17 protein-coding genes are annotated in these 16,301 nt (G+C 46.9%); 5 read left to right on the top strand and 12 right to left on the bottom strand.

Annotation, left to right across the window (positions count from 1 at the left end):
• The first annotated feature begins 29 nt into the window (after positions 1 to 29).
• On the top strand, positions 30 to 992 hold the full coding sequence (locus ACSAZL_RS17425) for a coiled-coil protein (protein WP_440945861.1): 963 nt from the start codon (positions 30 to 32) through the stop codon (positions 990 to 992).
• A 526-nt stretch (positions 993 to 1,518) separates the two neighbouring features.
• Here ACSAZL_RS17425 and ACSAZL_RS17430 read toward each other — a convergent pair.
• The 5 genes from ACSAZL_RS17430 to ACSAZL_RS17450 all read right to left on the bottom strand — a co-directional run bounded on the left by ACSAZL_RS17430 (position 1,519) and on the right by ACSAZL_RS17450 (position 7,939).
• Positions 1,519 to 1,983, bottom strand: coding sequence for an S-layer protein domain-containing protein (locus ACSAZL_RS17430; protein WP_440945862.1), 465 nt, complete (start codon positions 1,981 to 1,983; stop codon positions 1,519 to 1,521).
• A 139-nt stretch (positions 1,984 to 2,122) separates the two neighbouring features.
• Positions 2,123 to 3,100: a biotin--[acetyl-CoA-carboxylase] ligase gene (locus ACSAZL_RS17435; RefSeq protein ID WP_440945863.1), complete on the bottom strand. Its 978-nt coding sequence runs from the start codon at positions 3,098 to 3,100 to the stop codon at positions 2,123 to 2,125.
• A gap of 116 nt (positions 3,101 to 3,216) precedes the next feature.
• Complete coding sequence (locus ACSAZL_RS17440) at positions 3,217 to 4,698, bottom strand: acetyl-CoA carboxylase biotin carboxylase subunit (protein WP_440945864.1); 1,482 nt, start codon at positions 4,696 to 4,698, stop codon at positions 3,217 to 3,219.
• Between the two features lie 22 nt (positions 4,699 to 4,720).
• Positions 4,721 to 6,439 carry a sodium-extruding oxaloacetate decarboxylase subunit alpha gene (oadA, locus tag ACSAZL_RS17445; protein ID WP_440945865.1) on the bottom strand — a complete coding sequence of 573 codons (1,719 nt, stop codon included), beginning with the start codon at positions 6,437 to 6,439 and terminating at the stop codon, positions 4,721 to 4,723.
• 528 nt (positions 6,440 to 6,967) lie between these two features.
• Positions 6,968 to 7,939, bottom strand: coding sequence for a class I SAM-dependent methyltransferase (locus tag ACSAZL_RS17450; protein ID WP_440945866.1), 972 nt, complete (start codon positions 7,937 to 7,939; stop codon positions 6,968 to 6,970).
• A 326-nt stretch (positions 7,940 to 8,265) separates the two neighbouring features.
• Here ACSAZL_RS17450 and ACSAZL_RS17455 point away from each other — a divergent pair, with 326 nt between their 5' ends.
• On the top strand, positions 8,266 to 8,478 hold the full coding sequence (locus tag ACSAZL_RS17455; protein WP_011033762.1) for a histone family protein: 213 nt from the start codon (positions 8,266 to 8,268) through the stop codon (positions 8,476 to 8,478).
• A gap of 143 nt (positions 8,479 to 8,621) precedes the next feature.
• On the opposite strand, the gene ACSAZL_RS17460 is transcribed toward ACSAZL_RS17455, so the two are convergent.
• The 3 genes from ACSAZL_RS17460 to ACSAZL_RS17470 all read right to left on the bottom strand — a co-directional run bounded on the left by ACSAZL_RS17460 (position 8,622) and on the right by ACSAZL_RS17470 (position 10,721).
• Complete coding sequence (locus ACSAZL_RS17460; RefSeq protein WP_440945867.1) at positions 8,622 to 8,885, bottom strand: 4Fe-4S binding protein; 264 nt, start codon at positions 8,883 to 8,885, stop codon at positions 8,622 to 8,624.
• 179 nt (positions 8,886 to 9,064) lie between these two features.
• Positions 9,065 to 9,577, bottom strand: coding sequence for a COG2426 family protein (locus ACSAZL_RS17465; protein WP_440945868.1), 513 nt, complete (start codon positions 9,575 to 9,577; stop codon positions 9,065 to 9,067).
• A 127-nt stretch (positions 9,578 to 9,704) separates the two neighbouring features.
• Entirely contained in the window at positions 9,705 to 10,721 is a 1,017-nt protein-coding gene (locus ACSAZL_RS17470) for a replication factor C small subunit (protein WP_440945869.1), read from the bottom strand.
• 249 nt (positions 10,722 to 10,970) lie between these two features.
• Here ACSAZL_RS17470 and ACSAZL_RS17475 point away from each other — a divergent pair, with 249 nt between their 5' ends.
• The 3 genes from ACSAZL_RS17475 to ACSAZL_RS17485 all read left to right on the top strand — a co-directional run bounded on the left by ACSAZL_RS17475 (position 10,971) and on the right by ACSAZL_RS17485 (position 13,631).
• The gene (locus ACSAZL_RS17475) at positions 10,971 to 11,777 is read left to right on the top strand and encodes a hypothetical protein (RefSeq protein ID WP_440945870.1); all 807 of its coding nucleotides are present in this window, start codon (positions 10,971 to 10,973) and stop codon (positions 11,775 to 11,777) included.
• A 213-nt stretch (positions 11,778 to 11,990) separates the two neighbouring features.
• Entirely contained in the window at positions 11,991 to 13,043 is a 1,053-nt protein-coding gene (locus ACSAZL_RS17480; protein WP_440945871.1) for an epoxyqueuosine reductase, read from the top strand.
• Positions 13,044 to 13,175: 132 nt separating this feature from the next.
• Positions 13,176 to 13,631 (top strand): DUF2284 domain-containing protein, encoded by a 456-nt coding sequence (locus ACSAZL_RS17485; RefSeq protein WP_440945872.1) that lies wholly within the window; start codon positions 13,176 to 13,178, stop codon positions 13,629 to 13,631.
• Positions 13,632 to 13,877: 246 nt separating this feature from the next.
• Here ACSAZL_RS17485 and ACSAZL_RS17490 read toward each other — a convergent pair whose 3' ends face one another.
• Genes ACSAZL_RS17490 through ACSAZL_RS17505 form a run of 4 tightly spaced genes read right to left on the bottom strand, consistent with a single transcriptional unit; the run spans position 13,878 to position 16,299 of the window.
• Complete coding sequence (locus tag ACSAZL_RS17490) at positions 13,878 to 14,213, bottom strand: DUF4870 domain-containing protein (protein WP_440945873.1); 336 nt, start codon at positions 14,211 to 14,213, stop codon at positions 13,878 to 13,880.
• 49 nt (positions 14,214 to 14,262) lie between these two features.
• Complete coding sequence (locus ACSAZL_RS17495) at positions 14,263 to 15,075, bottom strand: Fe-S cluster domain-containing protein (protein ID WP_440945874.1); 813 nt, start codon at positions 15,073 to 15,075, stop codon at positions 14,263 to 14,265.
• Complete coding sequence (gene rnfA / locus ACSAZL_RS17500) at positions 15,072 to 15,662, bottom strand: Rnf electron transport complex subunit RnfA (protein WP_440945875.1); 591 nt, start codon at positions 15,660 to 15,662, stop codon at positions 15,072 to 15,074. Before rnfA ends, ACSAZL_RS17495 begins: the two co-directional genes overlap by 4 nt.
• Before the next feature lies 1 nt (position 15,663).
• Positions 15,664 to 16,299 carry an RnfABCDGE type electron transport complex subunit E gene (locus ACSAZL_RS17505; protein WP_440945876.1) on the bottom strand — a complete coding sequence of 212 codons (636 nt, stop codon included), beginning with the start codon at positions 16,297 to 16,299 and terminating at the stop codon, positions 15,664 to 15,666.
• Positions 16,300 to 16,301 lie beyond the last annotated feature (2 nt).

Raw genomic sequence — 16,301 nt, forward strand, 5'->3', positions numbered from 1 at the left:
ATTTTCGGAAAACACGTGGGTGGTAGGACATGAACAACGACGTTTCAACAGCAGAAACTGCAACGGCTGACCTTTCAAACCTTAATGAACGGGAGCTCAAGGGCAAGGTAAACGAGCTCAGGAGCAGGATAGAGAAAAGCGAAAGGCAATTGGCTTCGATTTTTAAGGAACTGAAAATAAACAGGACCGATATCGACGAATTGAAAGGAAAGAGAGACTCTCTAAACCAGCAGGTAAAGGAAAGGGTTGCAAAAGCACAGTCCCTTAGAGACCGACGGGACGAGATAAATAAGCAAATTGGCGAGTACAAGGACAAAAGGAGCGACGTAAATTCCAAAACCCAGGAACTTTTTTCAGGAATTGCGGACCTCAAGGAACAGCGCGATGAGTGCAACAAACTCTCTCACGGAAGCGTAGAATCTCTCTCAAGAGCGTATGAAGCTGAACTGGACGCTTTTTTAAACAAAGACCTTCCCCTTGCAGTGGAAATCAAGATACTCCAGAAGTTAAATGACCTGAGTCAACGCCTTGAAGCTGCAAAGAAGGCAAACGAGCTGCATGCACAGATCCAGGATAGCTATAAAGAATCAAAGGGAATTCATAAAGAAGGGGACGAGTTTCACGAAAAAATTCAGAAACTTTCGGACGAGTCTCAGACATGCCACCTGGAAATGCTTGAAAACTTCAAGGCAGCAGACGAGATCCGAAAAGAAGCAAATATGTACCATGCCCAGCTTACGGATAAAATTGCCAACATAAATTCCATTAAAGAAAAAATAGATCCCCTCAAGAACAGCATCGCAGGCAGCCGAAAAGAGCTCTCGTTATACCTTGATAGGCTAAAAGACCTTCAATTAACGAAAGATGAGCACAAAGTAAGCCAGAAACACAGTGATGCCCGCGAAAAGCTGCAGAAAAATGCCCGCCTCAGCCTGGAAGACCTCAAACTCCTTATAGAGAAAGGCGATGTGAAGTTCTCTACAAACGACTGAGAAGGCAGAAGCAAGAAAAATTAAATAAATCAGCGGCAGAAAACCGGGATTTAAAAAGCCCGTCTCAGATTCACCTTTTCCGTGGGAACTCTGGTTCAAAACTTCAGTTCCCACTTTTAAAATCCGCTTCCGTTTAAACAGATAGTTTTGGCTTTCAAACCTGCCCCTACTTTAAAGCTGGATTCTCATTTTGGAAAAGGTTTTTTGGCAGTCTGATTAATTGTTTTATCGATTTCCAGAGCCCGGGAAGGAATTTTTCTTTTTCTCCCGGCGCTGCCCCGTAAGGAGGACGGCCTGTCAGTCAGAGAGATAGATGCTTTCCTTAACGGAAACCGTTTTTCAGAATGACACAAGATAGAGAAAATGATTTGCGAGTCAGAAATATCTGTGATTTTGTTTTTTTTAGCCCTCCTGAGCGAAATTAATTGCTAAAATCCATAAATTAGTCTGCTTGAGCGAGCGAAGCGAGTGAAACGGACAGCGGGCTCCAGAATCGCAATTCTGGAAGCGAAACTCGGGAGGGAAATCACTTTTTCTTATACCTTTCAGCAAAAAAGCCGGTTACCAGAAAAACGACTCCGATGCTCAGAAGAAAAAGGGGCATATCAAAACCTTTTACCTGGTGTTCAGGTACGGGGGAGACAGAAGAGTTGTTCTCAGAGCTGTTGGCAGGAGGAGTCTCCGGGTTCTGGGGCATGGGAAGCCTGGGGTTGAGGTACTGATACACCGGAGAAAACCTTACCAGTACGCCATCCGTTCCGGCGTAAATAGTATCCACTGTGAGGTTAAAAATCTCAGTAGAGTTATTCGAATATACAAAAGTGCCGCCCTCTCCGACAATAGCGTCTTCGAGAAAAACTCCTTCCCTGCTGAGTTCGATCCATATTCTGCTGCCTTCGGTATCAGCACCTTTTACATAAATCCGATAATCCTGTAAGAAACCATGATAGTTGCCTGACCGCACATAAATTTCGTCACCGTCAATTAGCACAATGGGAAGTTTCTCCTCCTCTGCACATGCCGGGACAGAAAGGACTAAAAATAAGAGAAGTGAAAAGGAAAATAAGACCAGGAAGGAGAAAAAAAATGCAGGCAGGACACCTGTTCCTTTCCTGCTTTTTCTTCCATGTTTATTTGGGACGCGCATAAATGCATCTACCTGCAATAATTTCTTCCTTAGTATCATCGGCCTTCCTGATTATAAGGGCTCCGTCCGGAGTAACTCCAACAGCTTTTCCTTCTATAATCCTGGAAGGAGTGGTTACCTTCACCTCCCTACCGATAGTATCCGAGAGAGCAAGCCAATCATTGAGGATCTGGGAAAAGGGCTGGGTCTTGAACCTTATGTACTGCTGCTCAAGCTCAAAGAGGAAATCCTGCAGGAACGAAACTCTCCTGATATGCTTCCCGAGTTCGACTTTCAGCGTGGTCGAGCCTGCACGGAAAGACTCGGGAATATCCTTTAACTCCATGTTAACATTGATTCCTATCCCGAGAACGACATAATCCACCCGGTCCACTTCAGCTTTTGCTTCGGTAAGAATCCCGCAGACTTTCTTTCCGTTTATGCGAACATCGTTTGGCCACTTGATGCGGGCATCAAGCCCCATATCGCGGATTACATTTGCAACTGCAAGCCCGGCTACAAGGGTCAGCCTTGAGGCATGCCTGAGAGGAATCCCGGGTTTCAGGATCACGGACATCCATATCCCACCGTGCGGTGAGACCCATTCTCTGCCCATGCGGCCCCTGCCTCCTTTCTGTATCTCAGCGATAACAAGAGATCCTTCTTCTTCGGAAGCTGCAATTTCTTTAGCAACACTGTTAGTGGAACTAACTTCCTCAAAGTAATGGATCTTCTGTCCCAGAAGAGTTGTTTTGAGCCCCATCTGGATCTCATCAGGGTACAGGAGTTGAGGCACGGATTTCAGGACATAACCCTTCTTCGGGGAGGATTCGATTTCATATCCGTCGGCCTGGAGGGATTTGATGTATTTCCATACCATTGTCCTGGAAATCCCAAGCTTGAGCCCCAGTTCTTCCCCAGAAACAGGGGTTTTCTGTGCATCTTTAAGTGCCTTTATAATTCGAGATCTTTTGTCTCCCATCCGTGCACCCCATACAAATGTATACGTTCCACCGTATATATTGTCTTAGTCCAGACATATGTTCATACCAAACAGACCGGAAATCTCTTTTTACTGATTTCCGGAGAATAAACGGGTCACCGCTGTGTTTTCTGTGCCATGTTAACATAGGCATGTACAGCAGCCGTGATCGCTGCGACCTTCTTGTCCTTTGCCTCCAGAGCCGAAGCCAGAGTAGCCCCTTTTTCACTATCAGCCTTAACGACGTCTTCCACAGCCTCTAAGATATTCTGCTCTTCGATAAAACCGGTTGTCAGATCACCTTTGCGGAATGCCGGATTTCTCATGACAGCTTTATGGAAGGGGATGTTGGTTTTTACTCCCACGACCACGTATTCGTAAAGAGCCCTTTCCATCCTGGCTATGGCATCTTCTCTTCTTCTTGACCAGACGCAGAGTTTGGAAATCATGGAGTCGTAATAAGGAGAGATTGTGTACCCGGTGTGCACACCGCTGTCCACCCTCACCCCTGGTCCTCCCGCCGAACGGTATCTCCGGATCTTTCCCGGAGACGGGGCAAAGTCGTTTAAGGGGTCTTCAGCGTTGATTCTGCATTCGATTGCATGCCCGTCAATAACTATATCTTCCTGCCCGAACCTGAGCTTCTCACCCCAGGCAATCCTGATCTGTTCCCTTACGATATCAATCCCTGTGACCATCTCGGTGATTCCGTGTTCCACCTGCAGGCGGGTATTGACTTCAAGGAAATAGAAGTTGCCTTTAGAGTAAAGGAACTCAACAGTCCCTGCATTAACATAACCGATAGCTTTTGCAACCTTCACGGCAGCCTCTCCCATCTGCTTCCTGAGTTCGGGAGTCATGATCGGGGAAGGAGCCTCTTCGATCAGCTTCTGGTGCCTTCTCTGGATGGAACATTCCCTGTCCGAGAGATAAACGGTATTCCCGAATGAGTCGGCAAGGATCTGGATCTCTATGTGCCTGGGCTCTTCCACGTACTTTTCGATAAATACCGAAGAATCTCCGAAAGCCGAACCTGCCATCTGCCTTGTGGAACTCAGGGCCGTGGCAAGTTCCTCTCTGGAATGAACGACTTTCATCCCTATTCCACCGCCACCTGCAGACGCCTTGATAAGGACAGGATAACCTATCTTCTCAGCGATTTCAAGGGCTTCGTTTACGTCCTCAACCGCATCTTTCGTACCCGGGACTACAGGGACCCCGGCTTTCATCATCAGGTTTCTTGCCCTGATTTTGCTTCCCATTTCAGCAATCACATGGCTCGGAGGCCCGATAAAGATGATACCTTCTTCCTCGCAACGTTTTGCAAAGACGGGGTTTTCCGAAAGAAAACCGTAGCCGGGATGGATTGCATCGGCTCCGGTATTTTTTGCAACTGCGATGATGGCTTCCATGTTCAGGTAACTCTGGCTGGAAGGGGCAGGGCCTATCAGATATGCCTCATCGGCATACTTGGCAAAAAGGGCATTTTTGTCAGCTTCCGAACAGACAGCGACTGTAGAAATCCCGAGCTCCCTGCAGGCACGCATGACCCTGATTGCGATTTCACCGCGATTTGCAACGAGTACTTTTTTGAACATAATACCTTCCACCTTGCTCAATTCACTCGATTGACAGGATAATATCACCGGGAGCGATTGTATCCCCTTCGGAAACAAAAATTTCCCTAACGGTTCCCGAATGCGGAGCATGGACTGCGTTTTCCATCTTCATGGCTTCGATGACAGCGACAGTGTCCCCTTCTTTGACAGCATCTTCTACCTTAACCTTAAGGGAAAGCACCATGCCCTGCATTGAGCACGTAACTCCTCCTTTGATAGATTCGGCACCCGGCTTTTTAGGAGATGCCTCGGAGACCGAAACTCCACCAAGAGGCTCGATCTTGACCTCGTATACCTCGTCATCTACCTCGACCTTGAAGTGAGTAGGAATTGAGTACTCCTGAGGAGCTGCGGGGGTAGGGGTGATGACTGCAAGGGCTTCTTCTTCCATTTCTCCTTTAAGGAACTTCGGAGCAATTGCAGGATAAAGGATGTATGTGAGGACATCTTCGTCGGATTTTGCAATGCCCATTTCTTCTGCTTCTCTTTTCCTCTTCTCATACTCAGGCTTGAGAAGGTCTGCAGGGCGGCAGTGAATCGGTTCCTCGTCCCCTATGATCTTTCCTATGATCTCAGGGCTGAGTGGAGCAGGAGAGCGCCCGTAGAGCCCGCGTACATAGTCTTTTACCTCTTTGGGGATGACCTTATAGCGTTCTCCCATGAGTACATTGAGCACGGCCTGTGTGCCTACAATCTGGCTTGTAGGAGTAACAAGAGGCGGATATCCGAGCTCTTCCCTGACCTTTGGCATCTCCTGGAGAACAGCCGCATACTTGTCGAGGGCGTTCTGCTCTTTTAACTGAGAAACGAGGTTGGAGAGCATGCCTCCGGGGATCTGGTAGATGAGGACATTGGTGTCGATCTGTTCTGAAATAGGATCAAGTATCCCGCGATACTTCTCCTTCAAGTCTTTGAAATACCTGACAGCCTCTTCAAAAGCGCCAAGGTCAAGCCCGGTATCATAAGGAGTACCCTTAAGGGCTGCAACAACGGTCTCGGTAGGAGGCTGGGAGGTCCCCCAGGCCAGGGGAGAGAGAGCCGTGTCAAGAACATCTACCCCAACAGCGCAGGCTGCCATATAACTCATCGGGGCCATCCCCGAAGTGCAGTGACAGTGAAGGGAGATTGGGATAGAGATTTCTTTTTTCATGGCACTGATAATCTGGGTAGCCTCATTGGGGGAGAGAAGCCCTGCCATATCTTTGATGCAGAGAGAGTCACATTCCAGCTCTTCAAGCTGCTTTGCAAGCTCCACATATTTTTCTACGGTATGTACCGGGCTTATGGTGTAGCAGACCGTACCTTGGACGTGCGCTCCCAGGCCTTTTGCTACTTTGATGGAAAGTTCCATGTTCCGGATATCATTGACCGCATCAAAAATTCGGAAGACGTCAATGCCGTTTTCATAGGCTTTGGTGACGAACTTTTCAACAACGTCGTCCGAATAGTGCCTGTACCCTACAAGGTTCTGGCCGCGGAGCAGCATCTGAGCATATGTGTTGTTCATCTTTTTCTTGAGGTCCCTGAGCCGCTGCCAGGGGTCTTCGTTAAGGTAGCGAATAGAGCTGTCAAAGGTGGCACCTCCCCACATCTCGAGGGAAAAATACCCAATCTGGTCCAGTTGTTCAGCCACTTCGAGCATGTCCCTCGTCCGCATCCTGGTTGCCAGGAGGGACTGGTGTGCATCACGGAGGACGGTTTCAGTAATTCTTACGCGCATGGATGAGCCTCTTAAATCGGATCAAAAAACAGAAGCTATTGAAATATACTCAACAGCTACTTTTCCAGGAGATTAATCCGGAGCTTCGAGTATATGGGAACCTGTTTTTTGATGCGGTTCTGTCAAAGCATTGTTAGTCTCCTGACTGCGGTTGATTGCAGCAGCCTGCAATTTGTCTGGAGATGGGGGTTAATTCGGCATAGATAACCGAATCTCCGGTACCGCATGATGTCTCAGGAGAGGATTAATATGATACACACGCAAAACACAACGTGTCCTGCGTCGATAGGAATATTTTAATTAATACCATTGTTAACAAGTAAATACTTTTCGCTGCTGTTAACATTAGAGAGCGCCTTCCCAAAAAGAAGCTCCCGGTCCAGAAAGATAATTATAATACAATAATAAAAAACTTCAGAGCCTGAGGGAAAAAGGAAGAAAAAGAGAACTGAACGAAAAGAAAAAGAGAATTAAACAAAAGAAAAAGAGAATTAAACAAAAGAAAAAGAGAATTAAACAAAAAAAAGCTCATTTTCTGGGGAACATAGTTTTTTGCTTTCGCCCGACAAAGAGCCACTGGTCATAAGTACCTTCCGAATCCGTGTTGTCCACAATCTCTCCCTCGACTCCTGCCTTAAGGAGGGTATCGGCAAGAATTTCAATCTCGGGCTTGCTGCTTACGGTAAAGAGCAGGACAGCCCCATCAGCTGCAACCGAGACCGCCTCTCTCATAATGCCGGTCCAGAGACCTTTGTTAAATTCGTAGACAAGCCCCAGCATAAAACCCATTACCGCATCAAAACTACCCGGCTCAAAGTATTTTGAAATGGCTGTTGCATCCATAACCACTGCCCTTTGAGGGTTCAGAACCTGCTGCTCAAGCCCCTGACAGACAGTACACTTATTAATTTCTATTGCCAGAGGGTCCATCCCGAGCCTGTAGAGGGCAAGAGTGGACATCCCGTTCCCACAGCAAACCTCAAGGAGCCTGCCTTCAGGATAATAGCCTTTTTTTCGGAGAAGCTCAAAAATTTCCGTGACCCTCTTTACACGATTTTCTGAAAAAACACTTTTATAGGACTCGGGTCTGACAGAGCAGCCCGGACAGAGGTTTCGGCTAACAAGCATCAAGGAATAATATTCGTTTATTGCGTCCCTCCAGGTTTCGGAAGAAAGCTCGACCTCCTTTTCAGGAGGGTTTGAGGCCAGAAGGGAATCTGCAAGGGCTTCAAAACTCACCTTCAGGGAAGCTGAAGCAAGGGCTCCGGTAAATACCGACCAGAAATCTACAGGGACATCTTCATCGGCAGGATTGAAAAACAGCAATCCCAGCGTGTGTTCCCCTTCCAGGACCCTTATAAGTCGAATGCCTTCCGCACCCGGAAAGTTTCGGATCCGGTTAAGGTACTGGAGCGTACGCTCGGGAGTCCTCTGAGCAGTGTAACTTTCTTCTACAAGATAGATCTCTTCATCTATGCCAAGGAGTTCCTGTAAGAGCATGCTGGACTAGATTCGAATAATCTAATATCAAGATTTCGAAAAAGAGGGCTCAAATAAAATGAGAGGAATTAAATAAAAGTTCATAGAAATAAAAAGGCAAAAGATTTCCAGGAATTTACGGATATTGGAGAATCCTTATAAAAATAATAAGAAACAAAAAAAGAGGTAAACAGGCTTTGCAAAGTAAATAAAGGGGAAAAAAAGGGTTAAAGCCTGAATAAGAAGTAAAGAAAACTCCGATATAAGCAAAGGTATTTATAGAATCTGATTACAAAATCAGAGATTAGAAGGAATTTATATTAACAAAAAGAAGCTTGGAGGATAATATGGCAGCAAAAGTTATACCATTTGCACCAATCGAGCGCCTGATCAGGACAGCTGGTGCCCACAGAGTAAGCGAGAGCGCAGGAATGGCCCTTACGGAGATCCTGGAAGAATATGGGCTTCAGATTTCGAAGGAAGCTATAAAGCTTGCAGAACACGCGGGTAGAAAAACCGTAAAGGCTGAAGATATAAAGCTGGCAAAAGAAATGCTGTAAATCAAAAGAGATATCCCTGATAAATGTGGAAAAAACCGGATTCCCGGTTTTCTGAAATCCCGGTTCAAGAATAAGAATTTCATGAGAAGGGATAAAAAGAATGAAATGCTGAAAAACAGCATTTTTCCTATTTTTACTGAAGATTAAGCAGTTGCAGTTTCGAGCTCAACCAGAGTAAGAGATTCCACAGGGCAAATCCTTGAGCAGGCTCCGCAGCGGATGCAGGCTTCGTCACTGATAATTGCCACTCCGTCGACGATCCGGATTGCAAGTTCGGCAGTCTCGGGGTCAAAATCATCTTTTTTCATTAATTTCGCATTCACAGGGCAGACGGAATAGCATATCCCGCACCCGATACACTTTTCGGACTGAACTATTTTTTTGTTTTTCTTATCTGCCTTTGCCATAAAAAATCACCTCGAAAAACTCCAGAGAATTGCCAGACAACGGAAAATATACCGTATATGAAGCTGTAAGAGCAGGACTGGCTGCAAATATAAAGAGAAATTTATATTTGTTCTGTCTATGAATGATATATTTGATATTTTTAAGGTATATGAAGATTTCGAAGAGCCTGACCCAGGGGTCAAACTCCGAAAATAAGGTCGGCCAGGCTCATACCCGTCATCGTGAGTACAGTTACAACGACTCCTGCTATCATTACCCCTGCAGCGATTGCCGGGAACGAATGCCTGAACTTGATTCCGAACACAAAAGCAGCTGCACAGCCTGTCCAGGCTCCGGTAACCGGCAGAGGCACGGCAACGAAGAGGGTCAGGGCAAGGAGCCCGTATTTTTCAAAATTTTCAGTGTGGTTTCGCCTGGTCCTTGCAAAGAGCCAGGTGAAAAAGACATCGAAGATGTGATATCGTCTCAGGTACCCGGAGACCGGCTCGAGGTAAAGCAGCAGGGGGACCACAGGGATAAGGTTTCCAAGCACCGAGAGTGCATAAGCTTCAAAGGGCTCCATTTTGTAAATGCCCATGGCAACAGGGATTGCCCCCCTCAGTTCGGAGATCGGAAGAGCCCCTATAACCATTACTGCAAGCCAGTGAGGCACAGACCCCAGCATTTCGACCAGTAAATTTTCAACAGACATGATGATCAGGAGTGATTACTATAATCTTTCGGCGGAAAAAGGCTCGCTTCGATCTGCCTTTTTACCTACATTTCAGAGATATGGATTAAAGCCTGCGGCAAAACCGCTTATCAGGAGTTCTGAAACCTCAGTTTTCTCTTGAAAGAGCAAAATGCGCAAGCAGGGCTTCCAGCTGGATTTTCTCGCTGGCTCCTTCGGTTAGCCTGAAATCGGTTTCCCCTATGATATCCACAAGGGCGACGATATCCCTTTCCGACAGCCCAAGGTCCAGAACCATAAGGTTGTCCATTCCGGAAACCACCCTGTAGATCTGGCCCACGATGTCTTCGCCGGAAAGCCCTTCCTCATAGAGCAGCCTGTTAAGCTCTTTTCGGGCAATCCTGAAGTTTCCGCGCAGGGCAGTCTCGATAAGGTTCTTAATCTCCTCAGGGTTCGCAGTTGCCGTGGTCCTGTAGATGGTTTCCCTGGAAATAGGCTTTTCCGTATCAATGAAGGCAGCTGCCTGAAGAGAATTGACAGCTTTTCGCATGTCTCCCTGAGCTACGTAAATAAGAGCTTCATACCCTCCTTCGGTAATGGACAGACCCTGGTCCTCTGCAATATATTCAAGACGTTCTTTAATGGCTTCATCGGAAAGTCGCCTGAACCTGTAAACTGCGCACCTGGACTGAATGGGTTCAATGATCTTGGAAGAATAATTACATGAGAGGATAAAACGGCAGTTGCTGCTGAACCTTTCCATGGTCCTGCGAAGTGCAGACTGCGCATCTGAGGTTAGAGCATCGGCTTCATCAAGGAAAATGATCTTGAACGGAGCTCCGCCTATAGGGGCGGTTTTTGCAAAGTTTTTAATCTTGTTTCTGACGATATCAATGCCTCTTTCATCGGAAGCATTGAGTTCGGTAAAATTTTCCCTCCATAAATCTTCCCCGAAGATCTCCCTTGCGATCGAAACCGCAGAGGCTGTTTTCCCGACTCCAGGAGGCCCGGAAAAGAGGAGGTGAGGAAGGTTTTTAGTTGCCACATAAGACTTCAGGCGCTCGATTGTTTCATCCTGCCCTGCCACCTGGTTCAGCCTGACAGGCCTGTATTTTTCAATCCAGATCTCTTCTTTAATCTTAGAGTCCTCCATTAATGCTTGCACCTTAATTAGAGAAGATAATATTTAAACTTTCGAATGTTTGCGATATTTAAGGCATGCCGACCGCATTTCGAAACAGGAAAGGACCGATAGCGAAAAAACGGGCACGAAAATAAATAAGAAAGAAAGCATAAAAGAATATAAGGATTTGAAATAAAAAGTTCTGGACCTAAGAGAAAAAGAAAGTTGAAGAAAATATGTTAAATTGATAAGGAGAGGAGAGAGACGAGAATAAAAGTACTGATATCAATTTTGATTGCCCTTGCCCTTATAACCTTCGGAGCCGGATGCGTATCGGATTCGGGAGAGGAAGACGACACCGCAGCAGAAGAAGGGACAGGGGAAGGAATCGAAGAAGCGGAAGCAGGAGAAGAGGAAAACGAAGAGGGATTTTCCGGAAATGAAAGCGAGTTAATGACCGCTGAATTCGATACCCTGATGCAGAAAGCGAACTCAAATTATGCTAAAGCTCTGGTTTCAACCAGCAAAAAAGACTACAATGCCTCCTCAGAAGCCCTTTCCGGCCTTGTAGAAGACCTTACCGCAGTAAGTGAAGGTTATACTGAAAAACCCCCTGCAGTCTATGCATCCGATGAACAATGGCCTGAAACCATTGACAGAACCCTTGCAATCGCAGTGGATTCGCGGGAAAAATTGCTGGAGAATGACATCGATGCCGCACACACCGCCCTTGAACCCATGAGGGACCTTTTCTTTGAACTGCACACAAGGAACGGGATCGACCTGATGGGAGACCGTATGACTGAGTTCCACACCACAATGGAAATTGCAATTGAAGATGCAAATGAAAATAATACTGCTGCAGTTGCGGCCCTTATCCCCGAACTTGAAGAAGAATGGGAAAGCGTAAGCAATGCCGAACCTCCCGAAAGCGCGGATGAAAACTACGAAGCCAGCCTGCTGGCTGTAGAGCTAAAAATAACCGAGCTTGGAAACGCTGCAAGCCTCAATGATACGGAAGAAACGATAAAGGTAGCAGAAGAGTTGAGACAGGCATTTGCGCAGGTTTTTGCGAAATATGGCGTTGTGATTGCGTAAAACCCTCTCATTAACTTTTTTTCAGTTTTATTTCCTTTTCCCCAATTTTCCACTCTGTTCCGTAAGAGCATGTACCAGAGTAAGACAACTGAATCAAGGTCATTGGACTATACCTGCGGCAGTAAAGTATACTCCAGTGCCGATCAAGTAGATAAGAGTGACCTTACATAAATTAATCCGGAAATTAATCTTTTTTGTGTGGAGGACTGGAAAATGAACGAATTGACCGAAGAACTTAAAAAGATGGCTCTAACTCTTGGAGCTTTCAAAGTGGGAATTGCAACAACTGAAACGCTTGCAGGAGGCCCTCCTTCTGCCGACCTGACATACGTACTGCCAGAGGCAAAATCGGCTGTATGTTTTGCCCTGGCTTTTGACCAGAATCTTATCGACCCGTACTTTAAAAAAGAGGACCATGAGTCCCTTGAAACGAATAAAGTACGAACTACCACCCTTGCTAACGGGATTGCTCTTGAAATGGCAGGGTTCCTGCAGCAGTACGGATACAAAGCTGTACCTCAAGCCGCAAATTTCGTTTACCGGATGGATACCGAAAACTGGACGCTGGACATGCACCCACCTATTTCCCACAGGTATCTGGCTGTCCGTTCCGGGATAGGGCACTTCGGATACTCGGGAAACATTATCACAAAAGAATACGGATCGGCAATTGTCCTGGCTTCGGTCGTTACGGATGCCGAATTAGTCCCGACGGACCCCCTTCCGGAAGAAGAAAACTACTGTGACGAATGCAAACTCTGCCTTTCAGTCTGCTCCTCCGGATACGTGGACCCGGTTGAGAAGGTCACTGTAACCCTCGGAGGAAAAGAATTCAGCTACGGGAAACGAAGAAGCAATAGCCGTTGCTTCCTTGTCTGCGGAGGACTTGCAGGTCTGAATACTTCCGGAAAGTGGTCAACCTGGTCTCCGGCACGCTTTGAGATCCCGGAAAAAGATGAAGATTTCATTGCTTCATTGCCCGGTACCATAGAAGCGTACCTCGGAAGGCCGGAGATAAAAGGCGGATTTTTTATATGCCTGATTCCGGGGTCCAGGATGGAATATACCTGTTCCAACTGCCATTTCGTCTGCCATCCCGACAAAGAAGCTCGAAAAGCAAGATACAGGATGCTCACAGAAAGCGGAGTGGTCATACAGGAACCCGATGGGACCCGCAGGGCAGTTTCACCTGAAGAAGCAAAAGAATATCTCAAGGCCATGCCTCCGGAAAGGAGAAAACTTTACGAGTCTGTTTCAGAGGAATAAACTGGCAGAATAGCTTAACGGAACAATCAAGCAGAAAGAGGGATTTTACTGCCCGAGAATTTACAGCTTTTAATTGAAAAGGCTTCAAGCCTGGGGCTTACAGCTTTTCCGCTCGAAGCAGTAGATCTTGCGGTGGAGAACCGAACAGCCCTGAAATGCGCCCACGGCTGCCGGAACTACGGAGAGAGGCTTAGCTGCCCTCCCCACATCCTTTCCGTTGAAGATTTCAGGAAAATCCTTTCGGAATACAGCGATGCGCTCCTCCTTGTGGAAGAACACAATACTGCAGATGTGCAGGATATCCTCGAAGCCTGGGGAAAATTCCAGAAAGAGTCCTTTCATAGGATGTTCGAGCTGGAACAGGAAGCATTCAGGAAAGGCTTCATCTATGCCCATCTCCTCCGGCCAGGCCCCTGTAACGAATGCGAGAAGTGCAATCTGGAAAAGTGCGTAAAGCCCGAACTCAGGCGTTTTCCCCCGGAAGCCGTAGGAGTCAACCTGCAGAAGGTTCTTGAAAAGGCAGGTATAGAGCTTGAGTTTTGCAAACCTGATAAAACAGTGTGTGTGGGAATTCTTCTTGCGAGATAAAAAACTGAAAGATAAGGACTGAACAGGACTGAAACAAGGAAATCAAAAAAGATAGAGGGGTCCAAAAAAGAGAACACTCCGAAAAGAGAGAATAACAAAAAAGAGAAAATATTCCAACAAGAGAGAATAAATCGGAACGAGAAATGTCCAAAAAAACGGAAAAAGAATCCAAAAAGAAAAGGTTGAATTGCCCTTTTTGAGGACAATCCCATTTTTCAGGTTGTTTTTCAGGTTAAATCTGTTTGCTTACTCACCATAGGCAAAATTGTAGGCAATCTTTCCTATGATAGGGATTTTGAACTTTGAGCCCCTGAAGGCCATGTACGCCGGGATCACTATGAGCAGCAATCCGGGCATTCCAACACTGTCTGCAATGGCCCAGCCAATCCATGGAATCCATGATACCAGGAAGAGGAAGAGAGCAAGGGGCATGAAAAGCAGGACAGATTGCATGGCGTGGAAGCGAACGAACTTGTTCTTGCGCTCAAGGAGCAGGAAGAACAGGCCTGAGAGCCAGCCTACAGGGTAACAAAGAGCTGCCACGATATTTTCAGGCAAGCCAAAGGAAGTATTGTAAGACATATTTTCCACCTACCTCAATTTCATCAAGGTCAAAAAAACGAGCCCGGAATTACCGGAGCTCGATTGCCTTCTGCGGGCAGATTGCCACACAGGCTCCGCATGCTGTACACTTTTCCTGGTCGATTTCAGCCAGGAATTCGGTGACCTTGATAGCCCCTGCGGGACATTCTTTTTCACACTTCTTACAGCCGATACATCCGACCTCACAGACTGCCTTAACGTCCTTACCTTTGTCATGGGAGCGGCAGAGCACATGAATTTTCTCCGAGTCCCTGGCAAAGGTGAGCACGCCATTCGGACAGGCTGCAATACAGTTCCCACAGCCGGTACAGAAAGCCTTATTCACAACCGGGAACCCGTTTTCTCCCATCGAGAGAGCCCCGAACTGACAGGCCCGGACACATGTCCCCAGGCCGACACAGCCGTAAGTACAACCTTTCCTTGAATCGCAGATCATCAGGGCAGCCTTACAGCCTTCAACTCCTTCATAGTCGTAAAGGGTTGTACAGTTCACATTGCCGCCCTGGCAGCGGACAAACGGATAGGCAGGTTCGGTTTCCACAGCTTCCTGTCCCAAAACGGCGCCGATCTGTTTTGCAACGTCAAAGCCTCCGACAGGACAGCTGTTAATAGGGGCACCTTTTAAGACAATAGCTTCGGCACAGGCAGCACAGCCGGCAAACCCGCACCCACCGCAGTTAGCTCCCGGAAGAAGGGAGGCAACTTCGTCGACCAGAGGGTTGGTTTCCACTTTAAAGACTTTGGATGCAATTACCAGCATGGCGCCTACCGCAATGCAAAGCCCTACAAGCACCGAAACGGTGTTTATGAGTACGGGCATAACGTCTGATGCAACGATCATAGCGGAATCACCTTGAAGTAGTTAGCAAAGGACATCGACATGATCAGTGCAATGAAGAAAGCATACGTAACTCCTCTTCCAACTGCTTTTGGAACATAAACAACGTTGCTCCATTCACGTATGGAAGACATGATGAGCATTGCAACAGTATATCCGAGTCCTGCGGCAATCCCGAAGGTCACACTCTGGATAAAGGTGTACTCGTTCATCACGTTAAGCAGTACGGCTCCGAGCACTGCACAGTTTGTGGAGATCAGAGGCAGGTAGATACCAAGCGACCTGTACAGCGGGGGCATGAACTTCCGGACAACAAACTCTACCAGCTGCACAAGCGCTGCGATCACTATAATAAATGCAATAGTGGTCAAGTAGTCCAGCCTCAAAGGTACGAGAATATACGTATACAGGAAGTATGATACTAAAGCGGACATCGTAATAACGAAGATAACCGCTCCCGACATCCCTGACGCACTTTTTACGTCCTTTGTGACGCCCACGAAGGAACAGAGCCCGAGGAACTGGACTATAAGGAAGTTCTTCAGGAATACTCCGTCCATAAATACAGAAAATAGAGATGCATCTGCCATTTTAAGCACCTCTCATAGCCTTTAAGATTCTGTTGTAATTGACCGCAGCCATCATGACCGCAATGGTCAGGAAAGCCCCGGGAGACAGCGTCATCATGCCTATCGGGTTGAATCCGAGCGTGGAGACCAGGTCAATTAACTGAATTCCAAAGACATTGATTATACCTGTTCCCAGAAGCTCCCTGATTCCTCCGATCAGCATAAGCATTATCAAGAAACCTGTACCTACACCTAACCCGTCGATCAGGGAGTAGAAGACTCCATTTTTCAGAGCATATGCTTCAGCACGGCCGATCACAATACAGTTCACGACAATAAGGGGAATGTACACACCTAAAGATGCATAGATATCAGGCGTGAACGCTTCCATTACCATGTCCACGATCGAAACGAAAGTGGCTATGACAATAAGTTCGATAGGGATTCTCACTGTATCCGGAATTTCTTTTCGCATTACAGAAACCAGCAAGTTTGAACCGACAAGGACAAAAATCGTACCCGCAGCCATACCAATCCCGTTTGCAACGGAAGTGGTGACAGCCAGTGTGGGACAGAGCCCGAGCACGAGGCCAGTTGTAGGGTTGTCCTTGGTAATTCCTCGCATGAATTCACTTGCTACACTTCTATTATCACCCATAT

The organism is Methanosarcina mangrovi (genome assembly GCF_052057765.1).
Lineage (GTDB): Archaea > Halobacteriota > Methanosarcinia > Methanosarcinales > Methanosarcinaceae > Methanosarcina.

Excerpts from the sequence above, each read along its gene's own strand:
- ACSAZL_RS17425 (WP_440945861.1), top strand. The coding sequence starts at position 30 with ATGAACAACGACGTTTCAACAGCAGAAACTGCAACGGCTGACCTTTCA.
- ACSAZL_RS17435 (WP_440945863.1), bottom strand. The coding sequence starts at position 3,100 with ATGGGAGACAAAAGATCTCGAATTATAAAGGCACTTAAAGATGCACAG.
- ACSAZL_RS17440 (WP_440945864.1), bottom strand. The coding sequence starts at position 4,698 with ATGTTCAAAAAAGTACTCGTTGCAAATCGCGGTGAAATCGCAATCAGG.
- oadA (WP_440945865.1), bottom strand. The coding sequence starts at position 6,439 with ATGCGCGTAAGAATTACTGAAACCGTCCTCCGTGATGCACACCAGTCC.
- ACSAZL_RS17450 (WP_440945866.1), bottom strand. The coding sequence starts at position 7,939 with ATGCTCTTACAGGAACTCCTTGGCATAGATGAAGAGATCTATCTTGTA.
- ACSAZL_RS17455 (WP_011033762.1), top strand. The coding sequence starts at position 8,266 with ATGGCAGCAAAAGTTATACCATTTGCACCAATCGAGCGCCTGATCAGG.
- ACSAZL_RS17460 (WP_440945867.1), bottom strand. The coding sequence starts at position 8,885 with ATGGCAAAGGCAGATAAGAAAAACAAAAAAATAGTTCAGTCCGAAAAG.
- ACSAZL_RS17465 (WP_440945868.1), bottom strand. The coding sequence starts at position 9,577 with ATGTCTGTTGAAAATTTACTGGTCGAAATGCTGGGGTCTGTGCCTCAC.
- ACSAZL_RS17480 (WP_440945871.1), top strand. The coding sequence starts at position 11,991 with ATGAACGAATTGACCGAAGAACTTAAAAAGATGGCTCTAACTCTTGGA.
- ACSAZL_RS17490 (WP_440945873.1), bottom strand. The coding sequence starts at position 14,213 with ATGTCTTACAATACTTCCTTTGGCTTGCCTGAAAATATCGTGGCAGCT.
- ACSAZL_RS17495 (WP_440945874.1), bottom strand. The coding sequence starts at position 15,075 with ATGATCGTTGCATCAGACGTTATGCCCGTACTCATAAACACCGTTTCG.
- rnfA (WP_440945875.1), bottom strand. The coding sequence starts at position 15,662 with ATGGCAGATGCATCTCTATTTTCTGTATTTATGGACGGAGTATTCCTG.
- ACSAZL_RS17505 (WP_440945876.1), bottom strand. The coding sequence starts at position 16,299 with ATGGGTGATAATAGAAGTGTAGCAAGTGAATTCATGCGAGGAATTACC.